Annotated in this window: 27 protein-coding genes; 7 read left to right on the plus strand and 20 right to left on the minus strand. The window is 63.3% G+C overall.

Annotation, left to right across the window (positions count from 1 at the left end; all coding sequences use genetic code 11):
* Window positions 1-69: 69 nt before the first annotated feature.
* Complete coding sequence (locus FJ946_RS26230) at window positions 70-384, plus strand: hypothetical protein (RefSeq protein ID WP_140496005.1); 315 nt, start codon at window positions 70-72, stop codon at window positions 382-384.
* A 170-nt stretch (window positions 385-554) separates the two neighbouring features.
* Entirely contained in the window at window positions 555-1,193 is a 639-nt protein-coding gene (locus FJ946_RS26235; protein ID WP_140496004.1) for an MBL fold metallo-hydrolase, read from the plus strand.
* An 87-nt stretch (window positions 1,194-1,280) separates the two neighbouring features.
* Here FJ946_RS26235 and FJ946_RS26240 read toward each other — a convergent pair whose 3' ends face one another.
* The 3 genes from FJ946_RS26240 to FJ946_RS26250 form a co-directional block, all read right to left on the minus strand.
* Window positions 1,281-1,703 carry a BA14K family protein gene (locus tag FJ946_RS26240; protein WP_140516874.1) on the minus strand — a complete coding sequence of 141 codons (423 nt, stop codon included), beginning with the start codon at window positions 1,701-1,703 and terminating at the stop codon, window positions 1,281-1,283.
* Window positions 1,704-1,893: 190 nt separating this feature from the next.
* Entirely contained in the window at window positions 1,894-2,106 is a 213-nt protein-coding gene (locus tag FJ946_RS26245) for a cold-shock protein (protein ID WP_006202521.1), read from the minus strand.
* Between the two features lie 323 nt (window positions 2,107-2,429).
* Window positions 2,430-2,642 carry a cold-shock protein gene (locus FJ946_RS26250; protein ID WP_006202520.1) on the minus strand — a complete coding sequence of 71 codons (213 nt, stop codon included), beginning with the start codon at window positions 2,640-2,642 and terminating at the stop codon, window positions 2,430-2,432.
* Between the two features lie 581 nt (window positions 2,643-3,223).
* On the opposite strand from FJ946_RS26250, the gene FJ946_RS26255 reads away from it, so the two are divergent.
* A complete protein-coding gene (locus FJ946_RS26255; protein ID WP_140567056.1) occupies window positions 3,224-3,628 on the plus strand; it encodes a Kazal-type serine protease inhibitor in 405 nt (134 codons plus the stop codon).
* 77 nt (window positions 3,629-3,705) lie between these two features.
* On the opposite strand, the gene FJ946_RS26260 is transcribed toward FJ946_RS26255, so the two are convergent.
* From FJ946_RS26260 to FJ946_RS26275, 5 genes are all read right to left on the minus strand, one after another.
* On the minus strand, window positions 3,706-3,930 hold the full coding sequence (locus FJ946_RS26260; RefSeq protein ID WP_140567053.1) for a hypothetical protein: 225 nt from the start codon (window positions 3,928-3,930) through the stop codon (window positions 3,706-3,708).
* Between the two features lie 89 nt (window positions 3,931-4,019).
* Complete coding sequence (locus tag FJ946_RS30880; protein ID WP_181165218.1) at window positions 4,020-4,157, minus strand: hypothetical protein; 138 nt, start codon at window positions 4,155-4,157, stop codon at window positions 4,020-4,022.
* A 42-nt stretch (window positions 4,158-4,199) separates the two neighbouring features.
* Window positions 4,200-4,484 carry a hypothetical protein gene (locus FJ946_RS26265; RefSeq protein WP_140560619.1) on the minus strand — a complete coding sequence of 95 codons (285 nt, stop codon included), beginning with the start codon at window positions 4,482-4,484 and terminating at the stop codon, window positions 4,200-4,202.
* Window positions 4,481-4,750, minus strand: coding sequence for a hypothetical protein (locus FJ946_RS26270; protein WP_140516870.1), 270 nt, complete (start codon window positions 4,748-4,750; stop codon window positions 4,481-4,483). The genes FJ946_RS26265 and FJ946_RS26270 overlap by 4 nt, the downstream gene beginning before the upstream one ends.
* Before the next feature lie 168 nt (window positions 4,751-4,918).
* A complete protein-coding gene (locus FJ946_RS26275; RefSeq protein ID WP_140495998.1) occupies window positions 4,919-5,125 on the minus strand; it encodes a cold-shock protein in 207 nt (68 codons plus the stop codon).
* 325 nt (window positions 5,126-5,450) lie between these two features.
* On the opposite strand from FJ946_RS26275, the gene FJ946_RS26280 reads away from it, so the two are divergent.
* Together FJ946_RS26280 and FJ946_RS26285 are read left to right on the plus strand one after the other, a co-directional pair.
* A complete protein-coding gene (locus FJ946_RS26280; protein WP_140516868.1) occupies window positions 5,451-5,675 on the plus strand; it encodes a hypothetical protein in 225 nt (74 codons plus the stop codon).
* Between the two features lie 187 nt (window positions 5,676-5,862).
* Window positions 5,863-7,497 carry a tetratricopeptide repeat-containing sulfotransferase family protein gene (locus FJ946_RS26285; protein WP_140495996.1) on the plus strand — a complete coding sequence of 545 codons (1,635 nt, stop codon included), beginning with the start codon at window positions 5,863-5,865 and terminating at the stop codon, window positions 7,495-7,497.
* 51 nt (window positions 7,498-7,548) lie between these two features.
* Here FJ946_RS26285 and FJ946_RS26290 read toward each other — a convergent pair whose 3' ends face one another.
* From FJ946_RS26290 to FJ946_RS26330, 9 genes are all read right to left on the minus strand, one after another.
* Window positions 7,549-7,902: a DUF1428 domain-containing protein gene (locus FJ946_RS26290; protein WP_140495995.1), complete on the minus strand. Its 354-nt coding sequence runs from the start codon at window positions 7,900-7,902 to the stop codon at window positions 7,549-7,551.
* A 113-nt stretch (window positions 7,903-8,015) separates the two neighbouring features.
* A complete protein-coding gene (locus FJ946_RS26295; protein ID WP_140495994.1) occupies window positions 8,016-8,441 on the minus strand; it encodes a glyoxalase/bleomycin resistance/extradiol dioxygenase family protein in 426 nt (141 codons plus the stop codon).
* A 153-nt stretch (window positions 8,442-8,594) separates the two neighbouring features.
* On the minus strand, window positions 8,595-8,777 hold the full coding sequence (locus FJ946_RS26300) for a hypothetical protein (protein WP_140495993.1): 183 nt from the start codon (window positions 8,775-8,777) through the stop codon (window positions 8,595-8,597).
* A gap of 127 nt (window positions 8,778-8,904) precedes the next feature.
* Entirely contained in the window at window positions 8,905-9,213 is a 309-nt protein-coding gene (locus tag FJ946_RS26305; RefSeq protein WP_140567050.1) for a HigA family addiction module antitoxin, read from the minus strand.
* Window positions 9,214-9,240: 27 nt separating this feature from the next.
* Window positions 9,241-9,519, minus strand: coding sequence for a type II toxin-antitoxin system RelE/ParE family toxin (locus FJ946_RS26310; RefSeq protein WP_140567047.1), 279 nt, complete (start codon window positions 9,517-9,519; stop codon window positions 9,241-9,243).
* Window positions 9,520-9,583: 64 nt separating this feature from the next.
* The gene (locus FJ946_RS26315) at window positions 9,584-11,110 is read right to left on the minus strand and encodes an ABC-F family ATP-binding cassette domain-containing protein (RefSeq protein ID WP_140567044.1); all 1,527 of its coding nucleotides are present in this window, start codon (window positions 11,108-11,110) and stop codon (window positions 9,584-9,586) included.
* A 415-nt stretch (window positions 11,111-11,525) separates the two neighbouring features.
* The gene (gene uvrB, locus FJ946_RS26320) at window positions 11,526-14,687 is read right to left on the minus strand and encodes an excinuclease ABC subunit UvrB (RefSeq protein WP_140567041.1); all 3,162 of its coding nucleotides are present in this window, start codon (window positions 14,685-14,687) and stop codon (window positions 11,526-11,528) included.
* A gap of 127 nt (window positions 14,688-14,814) precedes the next feature.
* Complete coding sequence (locus FJ946_RS26325; RefSeq protein ID WP_140567039.1) at window positions 14,815-16,473, minus strand: DUF2778 domain-containing protein; 1,659 nt, start codon at window positions 16,471-16,473, stop codon at window positions 14,815-14,817.
* Between the two features lie 618 nt (window positions 16,474-17,091).
* Window positions 17,092-18,348, minus strand: coding sequence for a hypothetical protein (locus FJ946_RS26330; protein ID WP_140567036.1), 1,257 nt, complete (start codon window positions 18,346-18,348; stop codon window positions 17,092-17,094).
* Window positions 18,349-18,491: 143 nt separating this feature from the next.
* Here FJ946_RS26330 and FJ946_RS26335 point away from each other — a divergent pair, with 143 nt between their 5' ends.
* Both FJ946_RS26335 and FJ946_RS26340 read left to right on the plus strand, forming a co-directional pair.
* The gene (locus FJ946_RS26335) at window positions 18,492-19,520 is read left to right on the plus strand and encodes a CapA family protein (RefSeq protein ID WP_140516850.1); all 1,029 of its coding nucleotides are present in this window, start codon (window positions 18,492-18,494) and stop codon (window positions 19,518-19,520) included.
* Window positions 19,521-19,702: 182 nt separating this feature from the next.
* Window positions 19,703-20,653, plus strand: a complete 951-nt coding sequence (locus tag FJ946_RS26340; protein ID WP_181167701.1) for a DUF3137 domain-containing protein — start codon at window positions 19,703-19,705, stop codon at window positions 20,651-20,653.
* A gap of 16 nt (window positions 20,654-20,669) precedes the next feature.
* Here FJ946_RS26340 and FJ946_RS26345 read toward each other — a convergent pair whose 3' ends face one another.
* The 3 genes from FJ946_RS26345 to FJ946_RS26355 all read right to left on the minus strand — a co-directional run bounded on the left by FJ946_RS26345 (window position 20,670) and on the right by FJ946_RS26355 (window position 23,152).
* The gene (locus FJ946_RS26345; RefSeq protein ID WP_140495986.1) at window positions 20,670-21,164 is read right to left on the minus strand and encodes a DUF2314 domain-containing protein; all 495 of its coding nucleotides are present in this window, start codon (window positions 21,162-21,164) and stop codon (window positions 20,670-20,672) included.
* Window positions 21,165-21,315: 151 nt separating this feature from the next.
* Entirely contained in the window at window positions 21,316-21,831 is a 516-nt protein-coding gene (locus FJ946_RS26350) for a hypothetical protein (RefSeq protein ID WP_140495985.1), read from the minus strand.
* Between the two features lie 208 nt (window positions 21,832-22,039).
* Window positions 22,040-23,152, minus strand: coding sequence for a hypothetical protein (locus FJ946_RS26355; protein ID WP_246675805.1), 1,113 nt, complete (start codon window positions 23,150-23,152; stop codon window positions 22,040-22,042).
* Window positions 23,153-23,268 lie beyond the last annotated feature (116 nt).

Genomic DNA, 23,268 nt, shown 5'->3' on the forward strand with positions numbered 1-23,268 from the left:
TTCGCCGAATTCAGCGTCTCCATGATGGTGTCGGCCCGGGAGGCTGGCAGCTATGGAGGGACTGGTAAGATGGACATGAATACGCTTCTTCCGATCATCGTTCAGATCATTACAGGCATCATCGGTGGTCAGGCGGTCGGCGCGGCGATCAAGACGGCGGCGCTGGGGCAGCTTCCCAAGATCCTGGGCGGCGCCATTGGCGGCGTCGGCGGCGCGGCGATCCTCGGCAGCCTGCTCGGCGGCACAGTCGATCCGGCAGCGGCTGCGGCAGCGACGAGTGGTCTGGGCAGCGCGCTCAACCTGCAGAACATCGTCGGCGGCGCCGGCGGCGGCGCGATCCTGACCGGCATTATCGGCGCGGTCATGGGCGCCATGAAGAAGTAAGCCTGCGATCTCGGGCTGGCCAAATGGGCGGCTTCGGCCGCCCATTTCTGTTTCCAGAGCGCGCCGCATGAATGCGTTTCGACGCGACGCGCTTTGGAACGACCGATCCCAAGGGTGGACGCCCTTCGCTCGCGCCTCTACATCACGGCGTGAACATCGAAAGGACGATCATGGGTCAGCTCAATGCCGGCATCGTGCCGGTCACGCCTTTCCAGCAGAATTGCACGATCCTGTTCGACATGGACGACAAGCACGGTGTCGTCGTCGATCCGGGCGGCGATATCGACAAGGTGCTGGCGGCGCTGAAGGACAATGCGATATCGGCCGGCGCGATCTGGATCACGCATGGTCATATCGACCATGCCGGCGGCGCGATGGAGTTGAAGGAAGCGCTCGGTGTCGAGATCATCGGCCCGCACGAGGCCGACAGGATGTTGCTCGACAATCTTGAGAACCAGGGCGAGCGCTATGGCATTGCCGGCGTGCGCAACTGCGTGCCCGACCGGTTTCTCACCGAAGGCGAGACGGTCTCGTTCGGCTCGCATCTCTTCGAGGTGCTGCATTGCCCCGGCCACGCGCCCGGCCATGTCGTCTATTACAACCGCGCGGCCAAATTCGCCCATGTCGGGGACGTGCTGTTTCGCGGCTCGATCGGGCGCACCGACCTGCCGGGCGGCGATCATGCGGCACTCATCGCCTCGATCAAGGACAAGCTTTTGCCGCTCGGCGACGACATCGGCTTCATCTGCGGCCACGGTCCGGGCGGGCGTTTCGGCGAGGAGCGGCGGAGCAATCCGTTTTTGACGTGAAGCGCGTCGCGCCGAAGCCGGTGCCGGCTTGACAAAAAAGCGCCGGCCTTGCGGTCAGCGCTTTTGTTGAGGCAGGGAAGCCCTTGATCAGTTAGCGGTGCAGAAATGCTGCTCGCCGTCATTGCCGGTGAAGGTGCCGGTGCGGGCGTTGAAGGTGCGGTACCGGTCGGAGCAATAGTCGTACCAGCCGCGCGTCCACGGTTCGGCATAGCGGTCGGCGTAGACCACTTGCGGTTCGGCATAGTAGCGGCGGACCGGCGCCGGGCGAATCCGCACATCGCGATCGTAATAGCCATCATCGTAGTAGTCGCGGGGCGGCGGCTGCTGGTTGGCCAACGCACCGCCGATCAGCGCGCCGGCCGCGAGGCCGAGGACGCCGGCGGCAATGGCATCGCCATGGTCATGATGGTGGCGGTGACGCCAATCGCCCGCATTGGCCGCGGGCAAGGCCGCGAACGTGGTGGCAACCACTGCGGCGGACAGCACGGCTGTCTTGAAAATTCGGTTCATGTCGATCTCCTTCGTGCCGGCCCGTAAGAATTCCGGGGATGCGGTCCGGCTTTACGAAAGATTAATATGAGACCGTGGCTGAACGGGGGCTGAACGAATTTTTGCCTGACCGGAGGGCACGGGCATCAACTATCGAACGCTCCAGGGAGCGAAGCTGTCCTGCCAGAACAGCCGCCGTTCCGGAGCGGGCTCAGCCGATCGACAGGTTGACGGCCTTGGGACCCTTGCCGCGCTTGTCAGGCTCGGTGTCGAATGTCACTTTCTGCCCATCCTCAAGACCGGGAAGACCCGACGCCTGCACGGCCGAAATATGAACGAAGACATCCTTCGCGCCATCATCCGGTGTGATGAAGCCGAACCCTTTGGCATGGTTGAAGAATTTGACGGTGCCGGTCTGCGGCATGGGAAGCTCCTTTGATCCCATAAACTCCAGTCTCGGGCCGGCAAATGCCCGAATGGAAATTTGTCCTTTATTTTAGCGTCATCGGCAAGAGAAAGTTTTGCGGGCACTTAAAGCGCGTCGCGCTTTAAGTTTTCATTATGATGCATGTCGTTGACCCGACACCGGATCCACTTTGGGGCGACAGCATTTTTGCTGCGCTGCGACATGAAAAAGGCGCGACGAAAATCGCCGCGCCTTCAAAATTCGTTTGCCTCTTCCGAAGTCATTCAAGCTTCGGAGCCTCAGTCGCACGGCCAGGAAGGGCGTGCGGCTTGGCCGATGGCTCAGGCGGCGCGGAGGTTGACGGCCTTGGGGCCTTTGCCCATGCGATCCGGCTCGACGTCGAAGGTGACTTTCTGGCCGTCGACGAGCGTGCGCAGGCCCGAGGCCTCGATCGCGGAAATGTGGACGAATACGTCCTTGGCGCCGCCGTCGGGCGTGATGAAACCGAAGCCTTTGGTCGCGTTGAAGAATTTAACGGTGCCGGTCTGGGCCATTGGGGAAACTCCTTCACCCGTTCAGTCTTGATGGTCCTGCCCGCCACCTCGCGTCGAGGGCAGTTCCCGGTGGTAGCTTTCGGCAGTCATGCATTGGCGCATGGTCAAACCCCCCGCCGAAAAACGGGGCCGTCAGAGATTCACAGTATCGGGGAAAGGTCGTCCAAAACGTTCCGCTCTCCGGGTCGCAAATGCCCGAACACGGAATTTATCGCACGGAAAAGTGAAGGTTGCAAGATAGCGCCGCGGGCCGCCCCCGATGGGCGCGTCCCGACGCATGAATCGACCAATCCGAGCATCGACGCGCCGCAAATAGGCCTCGTTGCCTGAGGGGTCATCGGCCACAGCCCCGTCACGCATGGGCCAGCGGCGGCGACGGCTGGCGGTGCGAGGCGCCGGGATAATCCAGGCGACGTTCTTTTTAGCAGCCGGCTGCAAACGAGGGTTGCAATCGGCGATGGAATGCGGAGGATCGCAACAGCGCGACTGGTTTGAGCCTTTGCTTCGTGAATATCATTGTCCCGAACAGCTGCGTATTTGGAGCGGCACGCAGCGAGGCGAGGATCGAGGGAGAGACGATCATGAGGTTTCTTGCGGCAATCTTCTCGCGACAGGGTTTTGTCGTCCTGTTCCTGTCGGCTGTTCTTGCCGCCTGTACAGTGGTCGTCGACGACGGCCCGGGACCGCGGCCACGGCCGCCGCGGCCGGGACCGCAATTCTGCACCAAGCAGTACGAGCCCGTCTGCGCCAGGCGCGGTGACGACCGCCAGACCTTCGCCAATGCCTGTCTTGCCGACCGGGCGGGTTATCGCATCGTGCGCGACGGTCCCTGCCGTGACGGCGGCGAGGGTGGCGGCGAGCAGACTTTCTGCACCCGCGAATACGCGCCGGTCTGCGCCCGGCGCGGCGGAGAGTTGCGAACCTTCCCCAACGCCTGCGAGGCACGCGCCGCCGACTACCGCATCGTTGGCGGGGGCCGCTGCTGAAAGGCCGGGTGTTCGTCTTTTCCGCACTTTGGGAAACGCGGATGCCGTCTAAAACAAATTTCGGGGACGTGTGACGGTCACAACGCGGATGGATAGGCGCCGTCGGCCGGCCCGGCGTAAAGCTCGCTGCCGTGCTCATCGCAGATGCGCACGCGGTCGGGGATTTGCGGCATTGCGAGCGTATGGAAGAGCGCGGTGGCGCCCTGCCAGGCTGCGCGCAGGGTAGGGGCTTCCAGCGACACCTTGTCGAGCGTCGCTTCCTCGGCTTCGCGCGATCGGTAAAACTCGATGACGAAATTCAAGGACGCCTCCATGGTGCGTTGTTCCGCCAGGGAGATTCTCCGGCAGGAGATTCTGCGGCAGGGATGGGCGCGGAAGAAGTCGTCCGCGATCAGCTCTTCGATTTCGGCTTCAGGCCGCTCTCGGCCTGCTTGACCGACGAGCCGAACGGGGAGGCGGGCTTGGCCACCACCTTATCCTTCTTGGGCTTGCGTGTTTCGCGGTTGCTGCGCTGTTGACCCTTGGCCATCTTGTCTGCTCCTCGTGCTGGTGGTCTGGCGTCGCCGGGGTCTCAGACCGCCGGATCGTTGCCAACGATCGGATTGTCGGTACCAATCGGATTGTCGGCTGGTTCGAGATTGTCTTCCGTGGTGACCCGCTCGTGGGTCTCCTGCTCGCTGCGGATGCGGTACTGCGGGGAGCCGTCCTTGACCGGCAGCCTGCTCTTGATCTCGAACAGCTCCGCAGTCTTGTTGAGGAGCCCTGTGCGGCTCTTCATGCGCACGGTCTGGCCGACCGCGAAGAGATGCGAGGGCGTGTCGGTGCGCGGACGCGCATTCTGCTGGAAACGGATCATGCTGCATTCTCCCTGTCGCGCTTCAGCGCTGTTTCGAGGTCCAGGTAATCGATGGCGACGAGTTGACTGGTGGTCGGGTTTTTCACCGCTCTTGCCGGCAAATGGATGAAGGTGGCGACGCGGCGCCAGGCAAGCCGCGACATGCCCTCGATCAGCTCTTCGTCGTGATCGATGTCGTAGTCGCCCGCCGGCAGTTGCCCTTCCAGCCCGCCGAGTACGAAAGGAGCCATGAAATGTGCGACGGAATGGGTCGTGCGGTCCGGCATTGTCCTGCCTTGATGTTTTAAGCCCTGTGGCGACATGCGAGGCGGAGAGCCTCAAAGCAAAAAAGCGGGGACGAGCCCCGCTTTCCTATTTCCGGCAATCGCTGGAAATAAGCCATTTTCGAGAGCTGCCAGTACATCCGTGGTCAGCGGTCATCGAATTCGGCCGGATCAGATCAGTTGCAAATTGGCGGCCGACTCGCGGCCCTTGGCATCACGCTCCAACTCGAATTGCAGCTTCTGGCCTTCGGCGAGGCCAGGAAAGCCCGCGCGTTCCAATGCGCTGACATGGACGAAAACGTCCTTACCGCCGTCGGTTGGTTGAATGAAGCCAAAACCCTTCTGGCCATTGTAGAATTTCACGGTTCCGGTGTTCATGGGTGTCTTTCGAAGAATGAGAACGGTCGCGGAGCAAATGCGCCGCGTTGCCGATATCGATGATTTGGAATGAGATTGGCGGGTCGAGAACCTCTGACGCCGCGAAATGCCAATTCTGGCCCAAACGCTCATATATATGTAGCTCGACTTTGCATAGTTTTCAAGAAGATTTGGAAAAATAAGTAAGCCAAAGGAAAAAGATTGCTGCGTTAATTTGAAAAACTCTGCTATGGTTTGATGATATTTTCCAAAAATTCTCAAAAAATCATTTTGGGGTCCGCTCCCGAAATTTGCGTTTTATTTCTCCAAAAAAAGGACAAAAACCATGGTTTCTGCGAGAAGCTCACGAGGCAATACCACAGCGATCAACCCGCCCATCAGGCCGGCCACTGCATATGCCGTCGCCATCGGGCGTACCGGCAAACCTATGATCGTCAAGTCGGCGCGGCTGACCGTCAGGAGCGACGAGGCGGAAAGGCGGACGATCGCCGATACTGACGGAACGGTTCGGCGCGCCAGGCAGACGGCTGAGACCAACCGGCTGATTTGATCTTGTCCGCGCCGATGGCAAGCGCAAGAAACCAAGCAAAGCCTTGAACCCGCCGCGCCAATGGCCTAGATCGCGGCAGGCGGACAAACACGGCAGGTTTCCCATTAACAGAGATCAGAGACGAGCGGCGGGTGCTGGCGCCAACTCCGGCTCGGGCGGACAGCCGCCGTCGAGTCTCGACCAGCATGTGCAGAGGGCGCTGCAACTGCATCAGGCGGGGCGGCGGCAAGAGGCCGAGGCGCTCTATCGGCAAGTGCTGACGCACAAGGTCAACCATGCGGCGGCTGCGCATTTTCTCGGTCTTTTGCTGCACCAGACCGGGCGCAGCGCCGAGGGGCTCGGTCTCCTCGAGCAATCGGTGCGCTTGCAGCCGAAGAATCCGGATTTCCTCAACAACCTCGGCACGGTGATGCGCGATCTCGGCCGTGTCGCGGCGGCCGCCGACTTCTTCCGCGGCGCGGTGGCGCTGCGGCCGGACCAGCTCGCGGCGCGCGACAATCTCGGCTCGTCACTGAAACAGCTTGGGCAGTTCGAGGGCGCCGAGGAGATCTATCGCGGCACGGTCGCGCGCAATCCCTTCCATTTCCGCGCCCGCATCGGGCTTGCCGAAACCTTGCAGGAAGCGGGGCGCCTGGACGAGGCGCTGGCCGTCTTTCGCGGGGCGCTGTCGATCCGTCCGAAGGACGCCGAACTGCTGCACGGGCTGGGCGTCGGGTTGATGGAAAAAGGCGAGCTCGACGAGGCGGCCGACCTGTTCCGGCAGGCGCTGGCGGCCGATCCCGGCATGGCGCGCGCCTGGCTGATGCTGACGCAGGTCAAGCGTCAGAAGGAGCGCGATGCCGAATTGACCGGGATGGAGGCCCAGCACGCCAAGGCGCTGCCGGACAGCCTGGCGCGCATGCAGCTTGCCTTCGGCCTCGGCAAGGTCAATGACGATCTGAAGGATTATAACAGAGCCTTCGACTATTTCGCCGAAGGCAATGCCATCCGCCGCAAGGGCATCGACTACGACGCGGAAAGGACACGCGCCGAATTCGAGGCTATGAAAACGGTGTTCGACAGGGATTTCTTCCAGAAGCACAGGCCCAGCGCGATCTCCGACGATACGCCGATCTTCGTCGTCGGCATGCCTCGTTCGGGCACGACCCTGGTCGAGCAGATCATCGCCAGCCATCCGCAGGTCTACGGCGCCGGCGAACTCGGCATCCTGAAGACGGCGGTCGGCAGGCAGTTCCCGGCGACCATGCCCGGCGGCTTCCCCTGGGGCGTTTCGGATGCGCCCGATACGGATTTTGCCGAGGCGGGACGCGCCTATCTCGACATGCTGCATGCCCGCTATCCGCACATGCGCCACGTCACCGACAAGATGCCGGGCAACTTCCTGCTTGTCGGCTTCATCCACATGATGATGCCAAAGGCCAGGATCATCCATTGCGCCCGCGATGCGGCGGCAACCTGCCTTTCGATCTACAAGGTGCATTTCCGCGGCGACAGCCACCGCTACGGCTATGATCTGGGCGAACTCGCCGATTTCCACAATCTCTACACGGACATCATGGCGCATTGGCACAAGGTGCTGCCTGGCGTCGTGCACGATGTGCGCTACGAGGATTTCGTCGCCGACCAGGAAGGCCAGAGCCGGGCGCTGATCGACTATCTCGGGCTGCCATGGGACGATGCCGTGCTGTCGTTCCACCAGACCGACCGGCCGGTGCGCACGGCTTCCGCCGCGCAGGTGCGCCAGCCGATGTATCAAGGCTCGGTCGACCTGTGGAAGCGCTACGGCGACAGGCTGAAGCCCCTGCTGGACAGACTGGCTTAATGCGGCTCGGCATTTCCGGCGGAGCGCTCCCGCTCCGCCCAAGTGCGTTGCCTACAATTCCATGAACGTCTGGAATCCGCCGAAGATCATGCGCTTGCCGTCGAACGGCATTGTCGACATATCCGGCTGCAATCGTGGATCGGCCATCACCTTGGCCATGACCGCGTCGCGGTCCTGCCTGGATTTGTAGACGATCCAGGAAAAGATGACGACTTCGTCGTCCTTGGCCTGCACGGCGCGTGGAAACGACGTGACCTCGCCATAAGGCACATCGTCGCCGACGCACTCGACATAGGCGAGCGCGCCGTGTTCCTTCCAGACGGCGCCGGCGGTGTTGGCCAGCTTCTTGTAATCGTCGAGTTTTGCCTTTGGCACGGCAAGCACGAAACCGTCGACATAGGACATGGCAATCTCCTTGTTTGCTGCATCCGGCGCCGGGCCGGCAGGGATGCGACCCGGGGCAGGTGGGCGCGCACTTCTCGCCGAGAGTGCTGACGCCCGCTATCGAATTGCGACGGTTATTGCTCCACTGGAGCGTTCATCGCCCATGCGACTCCGAAAGGGTCCTTCACCTGGCCCCAGCGGTCACCCCAGAACATCACCTGCAGCGGCGTCACGATCTCGCAGCCGGCGTCGACCGCGCGCTGCCACCAGCCGTCGATCTCGTCGCTGCCGAGATGAAGCTGGAGCGTATAGCCCTGCGGCGCCTGGTGCGGGTGGCCGTGCTCGGGATAGGCGTCGCCCAACATCAGCGTCGAGCCGTTGATGTGGAGGTGGACATGCATCGTGCGGCCTTTTTCGTCCGCGGGGTAGGCAAAGACCTGTTCGGCGCCGAACGCCTTCTGGTAGAATTCGGCAGCCTTGAAGGCGCCGTCCACCTGCAGATAGGGGGTCAATCCGCCGAGCACTTTCGCCTTGGGCTGAACAGGGGTCTGGTCGGTCATTGCGTGTTCCTCTTCACGTTTGATTTGGCCTTGCGGACATAGGACGCGTGAGGTGACGGCGGTCCTACATGGGCTTGAAATTTTTCTCGTGGGCCGGGCCCGGACTGGCCGGGCGACCGGCGAACTCCAGCAATAGACGCATGGCTCGGCCGTTCATATGACCCTGGCCGGGACGGCGGCTGAGCGGCGGCTGTTCTGCGCGTCGAAGAGTTCCGGAAAGCCGATGTCCTTGCGCAGTTCGACGGGCAGCGAAAGCAGGATGCGCTCGCTGCGATGGCGGGCACGCGCCGCCGCATATCGGGTTGCGATGCGGCCGATGGAGGAAAGGACGGACATGATGCATTCTCCCTGGGTTGGCGCCGGCATCATCGTGTCGGCATCCCAAGGACGAGGCAGGTTCAGGCGATCCGACAGGTCGTCGATTTTTCTCGCAGCGTTTAATTTCTCATTCGAGCGCCACCGCCTACGCGACCTTGAGCGTCGGAATAGCCGAAACATCCACCTCACGTTCGGCATGCCAGGCATCGAAAGCTGCCTGCATGCGAAGCCAGATCGCGGCCCCGTCGCCGAACAGCTTCCCAAGGCGGGCGGCTACAGCCGGTGAAACCGGCTTCTTTTCGCGGATGATGTCATAGAGCTGCTGCCGGGAGATGCCGAGCAGGTTTGCAATTTCCACCTTGGTCTTTCCAGTTGCCGGGATAATGTCCTCAAGCAGCGCTCCCGGGTGGGAGGGACAGCGCTCGATAGGACGCGTCGGCTCGTGCACGCTCATAGGTCGAACTTCTCCAATCTGGCCGCCTCAGTGGTATTGCTCGAAATCGACGCGGGCGGCGTCTTTGCCGTCGAATTCAAACGTGATGCACCACGGGACGTTGACGTGGACCGTGTAACGGATGGGATCGAAGCCTCTCAGCGCATGGAAGGCAAAGCCAGGAAGGTTCATCTCCTCCGGCTTTTCTGAAGCTTCCAGGCGGTCAAGCCGGACAAGAACGCGCTTGTGCATCTTGGCGTCGATCTTGCCGGTTTTCCCGGTTTGAAAGAGCTCTGACAGGGCCTTGTTCCTGAAAGACTTGATCATGAGGTATGTAAACAGATCGCTTACAAGATTCAAGGACCTGTAAGCGGATAATTTACAATCCGATCTATCCCGCCCCTTCAGCCACTGAGCGGAAGAACTCCTCGGGATCGTCGACTTCGGTCAGCCGCCGCCTCTCGATCAGCCAGAAGCGGTTGCCGATGGCACGGATGAAGGAGCGATCGTGCGAGGCGAGCACGCAGCTTGCCTGGTGCTTGAGCAATTCCTCCTCCAGCGCTTCCTGGCCGTCGATGTCGAGATGGTTGGTCGGCTCGTCGAGCAGATAAAAATTCGGATTGGCGAGCCTCAGCGCAAGCATCATCAGCCGCGCCTTCTGGCCGCCGGACAGCACACTGATCCTGCGCTCCTGCATCTCGATGCCGACGCCGGCGCCGGCAAGCAGAGAGCGGGCGCGCTGTTCGCCGACATCGTAACGGCGCGACACCATCGCCAGTGGCGTATCGTCGCCGCCGATGCCGGACAGGGCCTGGTCGCTGTAGCCGAGCACCGTCGACGGCGTCACCTTCACGTTCTGAACCGTGTCGGGTTCGATAATGGCGTTGCGGATCAGCGTGACGAAGCGCGACTTGCCAACGCCGTTGCGGCCAAGCAGCACGATGCGGTCGCCCTGGCAGATGTGGCGCTTGCCGGTCCTGAACAAGAGCGTGCCGTCGGGCGTTTCCACCGCCGCGTCGTCGAGCGTGATCAGCACCTTGGCGTGCGTGCCGCGATTGGCCAGCCGGATCGCCCCCGCCGATTTCTCGTGATGCGCCGGGGCCGCCGCGTCCTCAAGTCGCTCCGCGCGCTGCTTGAGCTGCTTGGTCTTGACCGTGAGAAGGTCGCTGCCCGAATTGATGCCGATATTGTTGAGCTTGGCGGCCTGGCGTCGCAATTGCTGCGCCACCTTCATGTCGCGCTGGAATTTTCGCTCGGTCGAGGCATCGACCTCATCGAGGGCCTGCCGGGCGCGGGAGTAGGGAAGGGAAAACACCGACGACTGGTCCGGGCGCAGGAACAACGTGCGGTTGGTGGCGGTGTCGAGAAAGGCGCGGTCGTGGCTGGCGATCACCACCGGCACCTCTCGCGGTAGCGCGTTCAGCCAAGTTTCGAGCTGGCTGATGCGGGCAAGGTCGAGATGGTTAGTCGGTTCGTCGAGCAGCAGCATGTCGGGATCGGTGACCCAGACACGCGCGATCAGTGCCAGCCTCTGCCAGCCGCCGCTCAGCGCCTGCATCTCTCGCTCGCGCATCGCCTCAGGAACGTCGAGCGAATCCAGCACCACATTGACACGCCATAGTTCGCTTTCGGCTTGCTCGGGCGGCAAAGCGTCAGCCACCACCTGATGAAAGCTGCGGCCAAGCAGGGCAGGGGAAACGGACTGCTCGACATGGCCGACGCGCAAGCCGCGCGTGCGGCTAATGTCGCCGGAGGTCGGCTCCATCTCGCCGGCCAGGCATTTGAGCAAGGTCGACTTGCCGCGACCGTTGGCGGCAACGATGCCGAGCCGATCGCCGCTGCCGATGGTGAGGTCGAGATTGGAAAAGAGCGGCGCACTCATCGTGACGCCGAGGGATTTGAGGCTGATCAGGGCCATGTCGATTTCTCTGGTCTATCCGGAAAGTCCGGCTCAATGCACTTTGTCAGTGCGCAAGCGGCCATCAGGCTCGGCAATGCGCACCACGAAGGGCAGACCAAAAAATCGAAGCGGGAAAAACCCGGACCGTCCCTGGTCAGCCCTGCAAGCAAGCTCGCAGGGCGGAAATCGGGCCACGCTGACGATGGTGATCGATAAACACGCAGCCCTCCTTTCAAGACGTTTGGGTGTGGGGACTGAGTACACCAAAGGTCATGCGCTGGGCAAGAGGAGGGTAGCGTCGAGCGAGGCGCTGAAGCTGCCAATCTCCCCACTCGTGGGGAAATGTCCGGTCCACCCTCCGCAGCTGCAGCGCAGCTGCTGTGGAGGACGGGCAGGACAGAGGGGGCGCTGTCCAGCCGGCATTTCGAACGAACTACTTTCCGGGCCTTCCTGTCTTTGCGGGCCGGCGCTTTTCGCGGCGGGCGTCGCCGGGGGCTTCGTAAGAACCAATGCCGGCGCGTTGGCGCACGATTGGTTTGTCGTCGCGTTCCTTCGCGCCCCCCTCTGTCCTGCCGGCCCCAACAACGGGGGAGATCGGCTGTGGCTTCGCCGGCACTTTTCCCTCGACCGGTTTCTCGGTGCGACGCACGGTCATCTCGTCGAGAGAGTTTTTCTTGAACAGTGGTTTGGTCGGCTCGCCGGGGATGCCGAAATCCGAGCCGTGTGCTTCGGACGCCGACTGTTTCTTGAACAGCGAGCGCGACACGGCACCGGCCGGCGTCGGCATGTCGGTGCCTGGGCCCATGTCGTCGATCGACGGTTTGGCGAACAGGGGCTTCTTCACCGGCACCGCGCCATCGGCGCCCATCTCGTCGAGATCAGGCTTGCGGAAGAGATTGGGCCGGGCAGCCTTGGCTGCCTCTTCGGCGGCGCGTGCTTCGTCGAGCTTGCGGAACCGCTCCTGTTCCTCCGATGTACGATGCCTGGCCACGCCCTTGTTGTGCTTGCCTTTTTCGCGGCCCGAGACCGGGCTTTCCATATCGGCGTATTTGGCCAGCGGATCGTCGGAGATCGACATCTCCATCTCACGCAGCCGCTTGATCTCGTCGCGAATGCGGGCCGCCTTCTCGAAATCGAGGTTGGCGGCGGCGTCGCGCATCTGCTTCTCCAGCGCGTCCAGATGGGCCTTGAGGTTGTTGCCCATCATGGCGCCGGCGCTGTCGGTGAACTGCGAGATATCGGCGCGGACATGGTCCTTCTCGTAGACCGAATCCAGAATGTCCGAGATGCGCGACTTGACCGATTCCGGCGTGATGCCGTTGGCGGCATTCCATTCCATCTGCTTTTCGCGGCGGCGGTTGGTCTCGGCCATCGCCCGCTCCATCGAGCCGGTGACCTGGTCGGCATAGAGAATGACCTTGCCGTCGACATTGCGGGCGGCGCGGCCGATGGTCTGGATCAGCGACGTCTCCGAGCGCAAAAAACCTTCCTTGTCGGCGTCGAGTATGGCGACAAAGCCACATTCGGGAATGTCGAGGCCTTCGCGCAAAAGGTTGATGCCGACCAGCACGTCGAAGGCGCCGAGGCGCAAATCGCGCAGGATTTCGATACGCTCCAGCGTGTCGATATCGGAGTGCATGTAGCGCACACGCACGCCTTGCTCGTGCAGATATTCGGTCAGGTCCTCGGCCATGCGCTTGGTCAGCACGGTGACCAGCGTGCGGTAGCCGGCCTTGGTCGTCTCGCGGATCTCCCCGACGACGTCGTCGACCTGGGTCTTGGCCGGGCGCACCTCGACCGGCGGGTCGATGAGGCCGGTCGGTCGGATGACCTGCTCGGCGAATACGCCGCCGGACTGCTCCATCTCCCAGCCGCCGGGCGTTGCCGAGACAGCGACCGAGAGCGGGCGCATGGCGTCCCATTCCTCGAAGCGCAGCGGCCGGTTGTCCATGCAGGAAGGCAGGCGGAAGCCGTATTCGGCAAGCGTCGCCTTGCGCCTGAAGTCGCCGCGATACATGCCGCCGATCTGCGGCACGGTGACGTGGCTTTCGTCGATGAAGACCAGTGCGTTGTCGGGGATATATTCGAACAGTGTCGGCGGCGGATCGCCCGGCTGACGTCCGGTGAGATAGCGCGAATAGTTCTCGATGCCGGCGCAGGAGCCGGTGGCTTCCAGCATTTCCAGGTCGAAGCGGGTGCGCTGCTCCAGCCGCTGCGCCTCCAGCAGACGGCCGGCGCGCTCGAGCTCGACCAGACGGTGCTTGAGCTCTTCCTTGATCGACTTGATGGCCTGGTTCAGCGTCGGGCGCGGCGTCACATAGTGCGAATTGGCGTAGATCTTGACGCTTTTCAGCTCGCCCGTCTTCTGGCCGGTCAGCGGGTCGAATTCGGTGATCGCCTCGATTTCGTCGCCGAACATGGAGATGCGCCAGGCGCGATCCTCAAGGTGGGCCGGGAAGATCTCGATCGTGTCGCCGCGCACGCGGAACGAGCCGCGCACGAAATTGATGTCCTGGCGCTTGTATTGCTGGGCGACGAGGTCGGCGAGCAGAGCGCGCTGGTCGAGCCGGTCACCGATCTGCATCTGGAAGGTCATGGCCGTATAGGTCTCGACCGAGCCGATACCGTAGATGCAGGAGACCGAAGCGACGATGATGACGTCGTCGCGTTCGAGCAGCGAGCGCGTCGCCGAGTGGCGCATGCGGTCGATCTGCTCGTTGATGGAGGATTCCTTCTCGATGAAGGTGTCGGTGCGCGGAACGTAGGCTTCCGGCTGGTAATAGTCGTAGTAGGAGACGAAATACTCCACCGCATTGTCGGGGAAGAATTTCTTGAACTCGGAATAAAGCTGCGCCGCCAGCGTCTTGTTCGGCGCCAGGATCAAGGCGGGACGCTGCGTCTCCTCGATCACCTTGGCCATGGTGAAGGTCTTGCCCGAGCCGGTGACGCCGAGCAGCACCTGCGTGCGGTCGTTGTTTTGGACGCCCTCGACCAAGTCCTTGATGGCGGTCGGCTGGTCGCCGGCCGGCTCGAAATCCGACACCATCTTGATGATGATCCCGCCCTCGGACTTTTCCGGCCGGGCAGGCCGGTGCGGCGTCCACAGCACGCCGTCCTTGTGCAGCGGATTGCCGGATTCAATCAATGCCGAGAGAGCCGCCACCGTCGCGGTGACGCCGCTCGACGTCATCGTCTCGGCTTCCTCGAGCGAGACGTCGAGGCCGGCGACGGGATTGAGGCCGGCCGCAGCGCGCTCGCGGGCTGTCGCCGCGCCGCCCATCGAGGTGCCACGCGCCGTGCGCCCGGGCGCCGCGGAGCGCTCGGGGATCTTCTTCGATGGCTTCGGCGACTTGCCGCCGTCCTTGCCGGCCTGGCGCCCTTCGCGTTCGGCTTCCTGCTCGATCTGCTCGGCCCAGTCCGCGACCGAACCGGTGAGCGGCGTGCCGGACAGTTCGGGCTGGGGCATCTCGGCGAAGCCGCCTTCGTGCAGCGGCTCCGAGGCGTCGAGGAAATCGGTCAGCGGGCTGCGCCGCTTGGGCGCGGCGCGGTCGTCATTCGCCGTCGACGGCGTTCTCTTTTCGGTGGATTTGACCATGGCCGGAATATGGGAGGTCTTGGCGAAAATGGAAAGAGCGCGATCAGCCGAGGCGCATCTCCAGATGCAGCTCCTGACAGAAGGCTGTCAGGAGGAGGCAAGTGCCGGTGATGCCTGCCTATTGCGGTCAGGCGCCGCGTGCGTTGTCCGCCACGCGTGTCGGCGATCCGTTCAGGCGCGGCACCACGACGAGGCGCTTGATTTTGCCCTTCTTGAAGGCGGCGAGGAAGCGCGCATAGTCCTTGAAGGCGACGCATCCACTGGACTGTGCGTAGCGGCCCCGAAGCAGGTAGGTGTGGGCCAGCAGCCCGTCGCGGTTGTATTTATTGCGGCCATCGACGGGTGTCAGACGCAAAGCCTCGACACCATGAAAGCGCGACTCGCGCAAGGACAGATTGTAGGTGTTGGGCGGTGTCGGTCCGCGGTTCTTCTGATCGGCATAGCGCGGCTGGTCCGCCATGGCGCCGATGCCCGAATGCGCTTCGAGCCTCGAACCGTCGGGCATGTAGACGGTCTTGGCGCTGATGTCATAGATGGCGACACCGCTGCCGGCTCCGCTCCTGGAGCCGCCCGGCGCGTTGAACAGGTTCCTGAACGCCTGGCCGAGGCCGCCCGAAGGCGTGTCTGGCTTTGCATAGGCCAACGCGTCGCCGCCATCCGCCGGCCGGCCCTGCCGGGCCGGCTTTGCCGGCTGGGCTTGCTGGATCGGCTTTGCCGGCTGGGCTTGCTGGACCGGCTTTGTCTGAGGTGCCGGCTTCTGCTGCACGACCTTGGGCTGTTGAGTCGGCTTTTCCTGCTCCACGGACTTCAACGGCTCCGGCGCGTCGAATTGCGGCCGACGGGTCGGCAGCGGCACGTCATCGGTGAGCGCGTCGGGCAAGGCCGCGGCATCGCCCGGCTGTTCCTGCTGGGTTTCGACAGGCGAAACCGCGACATCGGCCGAAGAGTCCGTCATCGGCAATGGCGAGGCGAATGCCTCGTCCTCGACAGGCAGCGAGCGGGCAAGCGCGAGGGCCAGTTGCGAATTGTCCGGCGTGCCGGCATCCGGCTGGGCAAAATGCATCGGCTGCGGCGCTGTCTGGACAACCACCGAGCCGGTGTCGATCCGGGCGAAGCGCTCCGCCGCGGGTGCCGGCAAGTCTTCAGACAGGCTGGCGACGAGCTTGGCGCCCGGCACCAGCGATGCCTCGGCGACCTGTGGAGCGGAGGTCGAGATGATAGGACGGGCGGGTGCGCCGGCCGTGGCCACGGGCTTGGCCGCGTTGGCGAAGGCGGCGGCGAGCTTGCTTGGCGAGAGAGATGCTTCCATGCGCTCGAAGCGCTCCTGCGAGGTCGTCTTGGCGACCGGGACAGGGTGTGCCGTGGACGCGGCCACGAGGCGCGCCGACTTTTCCGCCCGAGGAGCGAGCGCGGCCAGCCTGAAGCATCCGGAGCCGCATTGCACGGCGTGGTTCTGCAGCGCCTGCGTGCCGCCATCGGCGTTGGCCAGTGCGAATGGCGCAGCGGGCATCAGGAAATGCTGTTTCAGCGGATCGGCAAGAGCGAGCGAGCCCGGCATGGCCAGCCTCTGCGGCAGGACACTCGACGTCGACCACAGCGAAGCGCCGACTGAGCTCAGACCAGCCATTGTCCCGACCAGCCACAGGCCAACGGCAGCGCTGACGCCGGGCACGGCGACCCAGCGGACGATCCGCTTAGAGTTGAAGGATGAGGCACGTGACGCGTTGTCGGCAGCTTCGCCGTCCCAACGCCTGTCCCCGACAATTTTCTTACTCAAGAACGCCATTCAACCAATCTTGCTCCAATCGGCTCCCACGTCCGCGGCTGTGATAGCCGCGACGACCATTCTGTGAGTGATCCCAGGTGGTCCCCGACGCGTTTGCCGCGCCTGTCTTTGGTTGCCGATTGCTTCAAAATATGGACAAAGTTGGTTAACCAATCCCTCTCAAAACCAACCGAGAGACGTGGACTTTGTGCCAAAAAAGGCTCGTCCACGACCATGAACGCGGTATTGCAGCCCTTCCAAGAGTATTTTGCTGCCTGCTTTTAACGGCCGAGTCAAGCAAAACAGCTCTCGCTAATTGAAGCGAATGGCCGTTTCAGCGGGGCCGCGACGGTGGCGCGTGTCATTCCGTACTCCCGAGAAGGCCCAGCGCGTCGCCCCAAAACTGCTACCCGCCCGCCGCAGATAACCGGCCCGTACCGCGGTTTCGCGGCGACCATTGATCGGCCACCGTGTTGGCGCGGCGGTTCGCGCCGGAGGAGGCGGAAGCGGTGCTGTACCAAGGCGCGATTTTCTAGGGTTTGCAATGGAGCTTCTACCTCCCCCTTGTGGGGAGGTTGGACCGCAGGTCCGGGTGGGGGGCTGGCGCTGACCGCCCAGGAACGCAGCCCTCTTGGGCCCTCAGTTGAACCACAGCGCAAACGTCAGGAAGCCACCGCCGCCGAACTCGCTCTGGATCTGGTCGAAATCGTCGCTGGTCAGGATCCTGCCGCTTTCGAGATAGGGCGCGATGGCCGGGCCGGTGATCGACAGCACCAGGTCGAAGGGTTTCGGCTCGTCGAAGAAGCGCTTCATGTTGATGCCCTTGCCGGTGATGCGGAAATGCGGCAGCAGCACGCGGCCTTCGAGCAGGTCCTCGGCCATGGTCAAGGTGGCGAGCCAGGCCGCGACCTGCTGCTCTCCGACTTCGAGGCCGGTGAGCGGGTTTTCGCCCTTCTGTTGCGGTCCCGGCAGCCATTCGCGGTCATTGTCGGTCTCGGCGCGGATCGCCTTCCAGTCCTCGCGCGACAGCCGGATCATCTCCAGCAGGTGACGGCGCGCCGCCTGCCGCCGCTCGGGCTCGACCACCGGCCAGTTGACAAGATGCACCAGCGAGATGAAATCGGCGATGCGCCATTCCGAGGAGAAGATGCTGCTGCCCATGTCGCCAGCCGGCGGAACGAGGATGTCCTGCAACGGCAGTTTTGCGCGCGGGAAGAGCATATGGAAAGAACCGTCGAACGTGCTCCTGAAATCATGTGCCAGCCAGAAATCGGCCTGCGCCATCAGGAACTCGGCATAGCCCTGCAGCCAGTAGCCGTCGGCGCGGTCGAAGCGGAAGGTGAGCGCAGGCGCGGCATCGTCGGGCGCCACGCCGCCACGCGACAGCGAGGCCATGATGGCGGCCATGCTCTCATCCGGCGCGATCGTGCCGTCCTCGTCGAGGTCGATGCCGACCTGGGTGAGGTCGATGACAATGCCGATACCGGCATCGGCCGGCACCGACCCCAGCGTCGCGGCGGATTTTTCCAACCGGTTGCGGAAGGCGACCAATATGGCGCGGAACTGTTCGTAGGTCAGCGGTTCGGGGTTCGGATTTTCCGGCACAGGCAGCCGCATCAGCGGCAGCATGAAGGATCGCGGGCTCTCGAAGCCATGGCGGTGCAGGCCGCTGGCCAGCAATTCCAGCGCGGTGAAGAATTCGCCGGCGCCGGCGGCATAGGCGGATGCCGGGTCGGTGGATGCCGCTGCCTCCAGCGTCGAGAGCGCCGTGTCGCGCGCGACCACGGTTTGGGCCTCGAACAGAGCGGCCGCGGTTTCGGGCATGGCGGCCTGCGCCGAAGACATCGGCAGAACCAGAGCAAGTGCCAATGCCAGCAGACTTGCCAGTAGTGTCATTTTCCCCCTCCCATGCGCGTCGTGCCGGCAATCATACACGCATTTGCAATGCCGCGTCTGCCGGGCGCTGATGCATGATTGCCATTGGCTGGCTTCAACGCGCCCGGCAGACGGTCTACACAGGGCAAACGATTGGACATCGCGTGTCGAACTATCCGCTCTCCTACAAACTGTCGTGGCTGCCGCGATTCCTGAAACCGTCGCTGTCCGGTGGTGTGCAAGGCTTCGCGCCCGTGGCCGGAACGATGGTGGATCGGGCGCCGAAACGGACGGTGCGGCTCGCCTTCGTCGGCGACATTTCGGCGGTGGCCAACCGCAGCGCGCCCGACTGTGATCCGGTGATCAAAACGCTGCTTGGCGCGGCCGACCTGGTGATCGGCAATTGCGAAAGCCCGATCGTGGACAAGCCAAGCGCCGTGCTCGGCACCAGGCTCGGCACCCATCACGCGATGAGCGAGCGCTTTCTCGGCGACGCGTTGGCGGCAGTCGGCATCTCGCGTGAAAGACTGGTGCTGTCGCTGGCCAACAACCATGTGCTCGACCAGGGCGTCGCCGGTTTCGATGAGACCGTGGCGGCGCTGAAGCGGCTCGGTATCGGCACTATTGGCCTCGCCGGCAACGGCCCGGTACAGCCTGTCGAAGTCGGACCGCTGACTGTCGGGTTCGCCGCCTTCACGTTGTGGCGCAATGCGGGCGAGGACCTGTTCGCCGGCCGCGTTTCGATGGAAAGCGATATTGCCCGCCGACGAGGTGACGGGTTCGATCTCCTCTGCGCCGTGCCGCATTGGGATTGGGAGTTCCGCCACTTTCCGCGCGCCGAAACGCGGAGACTGGCGAGGCGCCTGGCAGGGCAGGGCGTCGGGCTGATCGTCGGCCACCACGCCCATGTCGTGCAGCCGGTGGAGCGGATCGGCAATACGATCGTCGCCTATGGACTTGGCGATTTCCTCGGCACCGCCCTTGTCCGCCAGCCTTGGCCGGGACGCATTGGCGGGATCCTTGTCGCCGATATCAGCGCCGATGCGGAAACGCGGGGGTCTGTCGTTTCCTACCGAATGCATCCGTTTGTGCGGCTGCGCGCCGGGGATCATGAGCGGCTGGCGCCGGTGGAGGGATTGGAGGGCCGCATGCGTGACAAGGTGGAGAGGCGGTTGAGCGCGGTCTTTCCGTAACCACAGGTGGTGGACATCGGCCAAGATCGCCATGTCGGCGCTTTTCCAAGCGCTGATGATTGGCGAAATGAGGGGCGGCGCAAGCATCTGTTGAAGAGGCGTGACAGTCGATACTTCAGACAAAACCGGCTATCATGAACCGGTCCAGGCAAGCGGGGGTGGCGGTGGAAACAGCGGATTTCATGCCTGGCGACGCCGTGGTTGCCGGCATCCGGAAAAACATCGAGGCTTATGAAGCGGCGCGGGCCTCCGTGGTGCGGCAGGTACGCTGGCGGGTGCCGCTGTTCGTCGGTTTGGTGCTGGCGACAGTGGTGCTGATCGCCTGGCTGTTCAACAAGGTCGCCGATCCCAACGAGCAATGGTTCTCGACGCCGCATGTGTTCCTCTATGTCGTCGGTTTCGCAGCTTCGATCCTGCTTTATTTCCAGGCGATGAAGCCGGCGACGCGGCTGCAGCAATCATTTCGCAAAACACTGCTGCCCATCATCTTCGGCTTCATCCGCGACGTGCGCTACGCGCATGGCGGGCGGCCAAATTCCTTCGACCGGCTGCCGCGCGAGGCGGTCGGGCCGTTCAACCGGCAGTCGTTCGACGATGTCGTTTCCGGCCGCTACGAAGAGTTTTCGTTCGAGCTCTACGAAGCGGAACTGCGGGAAGGGACAGGCAAGGGCTCATCGACGGCTTTCAAAGGCGTGATCGTCGCCTTCGAAGCCATCGAACCGTTGCCGGGAATCCTGGTGGCGACGCGGCGGACCAATGCCGTCGTCGGCTTCTTCCGTGGCATGTTCGCCAGCAAGATGCAGGAACTGTCATCCGGCGTGCCGGAACTCGATGCCGCCTATGAGTTCCGCACCGACAATGCCGAGGCGGCGCAGCCATTGGTGAGCGGCCGGTTGGCGCAAGCGCTGAAATGGCTGGGCGAAACCTGGCCGGAGGAACCGGCGCGCGTGGCCCTCAACGGCAGCGACGGTTTTCTGCTCCTGCCGCAGGCGAAGAATTTCTTCGAATTGCCCGCCATTTCGGTGCCACTGGACTACCAGACCCATGTCGCGCCGATGATATCGGATATGGGCGCGATGCTGGCGACGGCAGCGCTGGTGCGCAAGATCGGCGCCAGGGACGAAGCGGCTTGATCAGCCGGCGTTCCCGTCAGCAATCGAAGCCGTACTTTTCGCGCATGTTGTCCGCCTCTTCTTTCGACATTCGCTTGAACATCACGCAGATCGTGAAGCTGCCGACCTGATGGCCGTCCCGCGTATATCCCCAGTCGGAAATGTCGTCCCTGGTGAATTCTATGTTTTGGCCGAGCACGACGTTGTGCACTGCCTCCGGCTCATTGGCCAATATGCCGACAAACCCTGTCCCGGCACGGCGGAACGGTATGACCCAGAAGTGCTCGGTGACATGCCCATCCCGCACCTTGACCTTCAACTTGAACCTACCTGTGCCGGAGGGAGGCATTTCGGACAGTGCCAGGAATTCATCGAGGCCGGCGAGCGCCTGCGCGGTCGCCGCCGCCATGTCGGGATCGCCCGGAGCGAAGATGATCCCCTTGTCGTCACCCGGATCCACGCCTTGCGCGCCGACCGATCCCGGAGCAAGCGCCAGCATCAAGGCTGCCGCAGTTCGAACCGCTGGTTTCATGGAAGGCCCCCCTTCATCGTTGCGGTCGACACAATGCTGCATCCCCATCCGGTTTGCAACCTTTGCGCGAGTCTTGTCTCTTCAGGTCCAAGGTGGCGGCGACCGTTGATGACAGACCGGGATGGTGACGCCGGTGAAGAAAGTTTCGTCCCTACAGCTTGCTCGGCACCAGGCCAGCCAGCCAGTTGGCTGACCGCTTGGCCATGTCGGCGGTCGCCGATACAGCGCGGCCAAGATCGGTCTTGACGACGGCATAGCCGTTTTTCGTACGATAGAGCACGCCGGTGCCGCCATCGACCACCTGTTCATAGGCGACCGGCCGCGCGGCCGCCGCTTCCATCGCCGTCGTCGGCGAGCCGACCGGGACCGTCGGCCTGTGGCTCAGCTCGGGCGGCAGCGTCGGTTCAACGGCGCGGCTGGCGGGCCTCAGCTCCGGGCGCGAAGCGGTCGCGGCCAGTTGCGAGGAGGACGCGGAACCTTTCGCGCGGCAGATGCCAGAGACGAGCGGATAGTTGAAATTGCGCTCGTGCAGCATCTGGCTCTTCATCGCCGCTTCGCACTCGGCGATGGTCGACCACTTGGCCGGCGTCTCGCCGATATATTCGCAAAGCTTGGCGTCGCAGTCGCAGCCGACGATGGTCATGGCGACAAGGGCGGTCTTGATCACGGTCTCGTCCCCTCGATGTGCCCCTCGGCAGCCCATTCAGGTGCATGTCGCTGTCCAAACCGGTCCCTGAGCGGAGCCCGCGGGCACGCTTTGGGCGACATGCGACAGTCCATCGCGCGCGAACAAGGCGGGATTTGGCCGCGATTGTGAAATGAGCGTGGCGTGGCGCTCCAGACTGCGGTTCTCGGCGGAGCGTGGCGGAAAGGCCTCAGTAGTCGTAGACGTGCTCCAGCCTGGCGCCTGACTTGATCAGCGCCGGCAACACCAGATGCAGCCTGGGTACGGCTACGACCATGCCGGTGCGGCGTGTCGATGGATCGGCCGGCAGCGGATAGCTGAACAGGATGCGCATGCCTTCGGGGATGGCGATCGAATCCGTGGAGAGCACGGTGATCATGATCTCGTCATTGCCGCCGATCTCGACGAATGAGACGCCCTTGTCGATCAGGCGCGGAATCATGTCGGTGAACATCTGGTAGCGCTTGGTGACGAAAACGGTGCCGACGGGGCCGTAGTCGCGTTCGAGCAAGGTGTCGGCTTCGTTGCGCGTCGCTTCGCCGACCGGTCCCTTGGCCCAGACGTGGATGTCGAGCAAGGCCGGATCGGACGTTGCCGCGAGTGCCTGCCTGATCAGGCTGGCATAGAACTGCTTGATCGTGTCGGCGAGGCCGAAGGCAAGCTTTCGTTCGCTGGAGCGCACGGCGCTGTCGCCCGGCGCCGGCTGCACGGTGAAAAGCCCGGCGCGCTTCTCGGCATACGGAAACTGGTACCACGGCCCCTGGTCGAGGAAGGCGGCGTATTCGGCCGCCACCTTGCCCTGGTAGATGTCAGTCGCCGTGCGCCTGCCCGCAATCGCCTCGGTGATGCGGCCGATCGTGTTTTCATAAGCCCATTGCAGGGCATGCTCGATCGTGTGGCTGGTGCCGATGACAACCGGCATCTGGTGGTTGGCGTAGTTGAACTTGTAGGCGGAGCTGGCGCGGATCACCATGGCGTAGTCCTGCCAGAAGCGCCCGACATAGGCGAAATAGGGAAAGCCGCTCGGCTGGTCCTTGGCGACGAAGCCGGCATATTCGCGCGCGGCATAGACGATGGCCCATTCCGGGTAGGTGAGGAAGGTCGATTCCTCAGGTCGCTGGTAGCCGGGGATTTCGGCGCGCACCCTGGCGGCGAGCGGCGGCGGTGCACCTTCGGCGATACCCGGCAACGGTGTCTTGTCCAGCGACGGCGTCGTCAGGAAACCGTAGGCCAGCCCGGCGATCGGGATCAGGACAATGATGACGATCAGCCAGAGAATCGTCCTGATGATACGTTTCAGCAAGCGGAACAGGACCATGGCCGGTCAGGCCGTGGCGGCGGCAAGCTTCTGGATCATGTCATGAAGTATCCCCCTTCAGCGAACCCGCCTGCAAACGCAAACGGACTCTGACAGGGCAA

Origin of the sequence: Mesorhizobium sp. B2-4-7 (assembly GCF_006442685.1) — a bacterium.
GTDB lineage: Bacteria > Pseudomonadota > Alphaproteobacteria > Rhizobiales > Rhizobiaceae > Mesorhizobium.

Bases quoted from the DNA above. Each gene is read 5' to 3' on its own strand.
- FJ946_RS26310 (WP_140567047.1), bottom strand. From the start codon at position 9,519: ATGATCAAGTCTTTCAGGAACAAGGCCCTGTCAGAGCTCTTTCAAACC.
- FJ946_RS26315 (WP_140567044.1), bottom strand. From the start codon at position 11,110: ATGGCCCTGATCAGCCTCAAATCCCTCGGCGTCACGATGAGTGCGCCG.
- FJ946_RS26345 (WP_140495986.1), bottom strand. From the start codon at position 21,164: ATGAAACCAGCGGTTCGAACTGCGGCAGCCTTGATGCTGGCGCTTGCT.
- FJ946_RS26275 (WP_140495998.1), bottom strand. From the start codon at position 5,125: ATGAACACCGGAACCGTGAAATTCTACAATGGCCAGAAGGGTTTTGGC.
- FJ946_RS26280 (WP_140516868.1), top strand. From the start codon at position 5,451: ATGGTTTCTGCGAGAAGCTCACGAGGCAATACCACAGCGATCAACCCG.
- FJ946_RS26295 (WP_140495994.1), bottom strand. From the start codon at position 8,441: ATGACCGACCAGACCCCTGTTCAGCCCAAGGCGAAAGTGCTCGGCGGA.
- FJ946_RS26325 (WP_140567039.1), bottom strand. From the start codon at position 16,473: ATGGCGTTCTTGAGTAAGAAAATTGTCGGGGACAGGCGTTGGGACGGC.
- FJ946_RS26230 (WP_140496005.1), top strand. From the start codon at position 70: ATGGACATGAATACGCTTCTTCCGATCATCGTTCAGATCATTACAGGC.
- FJ946_RS26300 (WP_140495993.1), bottom strand. From the start codon at position 8,777: ATGTCCGTCCTTTCCTCCATCGGCCGCATCGCAACCCGATATGCGGCG.
- FJ946_RS26250 (WP_006202520.1), bottom strand. From the start codon at position 2,642: ATGGCCCAGACCGGCACCGTTAAATTCTTCAACGCGACCAAAGGCTTC.
- FJ946_RS26240 (WP_140516874.1), bottom strand. From the start codon at position 1,703: ATGAACCGAATTTTCAAGACAGCCGTGCTGTCCGCCGCAGTGGTTGCC.
- FJ946_RS26340 (WP_181167701.1), top strand. From the start codon at position 19,703: ATGCCTGGCGACGCCGTGGTTGCCGGCATCCGGAAAAACATCGAGGCT.
- FJ946_RS26290 (WP_140495995.1), bottom strand. From the start codon at position 7,902: ATGTCCTATGTCGACGGTTTCGTGCTTGCCGTGCCAAAGGCAAAACTC.
- FJ946_RS26305 (WP_140567050.1), bottom strand. From the start codon at position 9,213: ATGAGCGTGCACGAGCCGACGCGTCCTATCGAGCGCTGTCCCTCCCAC.
- FJ946_RS26235 (WP_140496004.1), top strand. From the start codon at position 555: ATGGGTCAGCTCAATGCCGGCATCGTGCCGGTCACGCCTTTCCAGCAG.
- uvrB (WP_140567041.1), bottom strand. From the start codon at position 14,687: ATGGTCAAATCCACCGAAAAGAGAACGCCGTCGACGGCGAATGACGAC.
- FJ946_RS26270 (WP_140516870.1), bottom strand. From the start codon at position 4,750: ATGCCGGACCGCACGACCCATTCCGTCGCACATTTCATGGCTCCTTTC.
- FJ946_RS30880 (WP_181165218.1), bottom strand. From the start codon at position 4,157: ATGGCCAAGGGTCAACAGCGCAGCAACCGCGAAACACGCAAGCCCAAG.
- FJ946_RS26330 (WP_140567036.1), bottom strand. From the start codon at position 18,348: ATGACACTACTGGCAAGTCTGCTGGCATTGGCACTTGCTCTGGTTCTG.
- FJ946_RS26255 (WP_140567056.1), top strand. From the start codon at position 3,224: ATGAGGTTTCTTGCGGCAATCTTCTCGCGACAGGGTTTTGTCGTCCTG.
- FJ946_RS26265 (WP_140560619.1), bottom strand. From the start codon at position 4,484: ATGATCCGTTTCCAGCAGAATGCGCGTCCGCGCACCGACACGCCCTCG.
- FJ946_RS26245 (WP_006202521.1), bottom strand. From the start codon at position 2,106: ATGCCGCAGACCGGCACCGTCAAATTCTTCAACCATGCCAAAGGGTTC.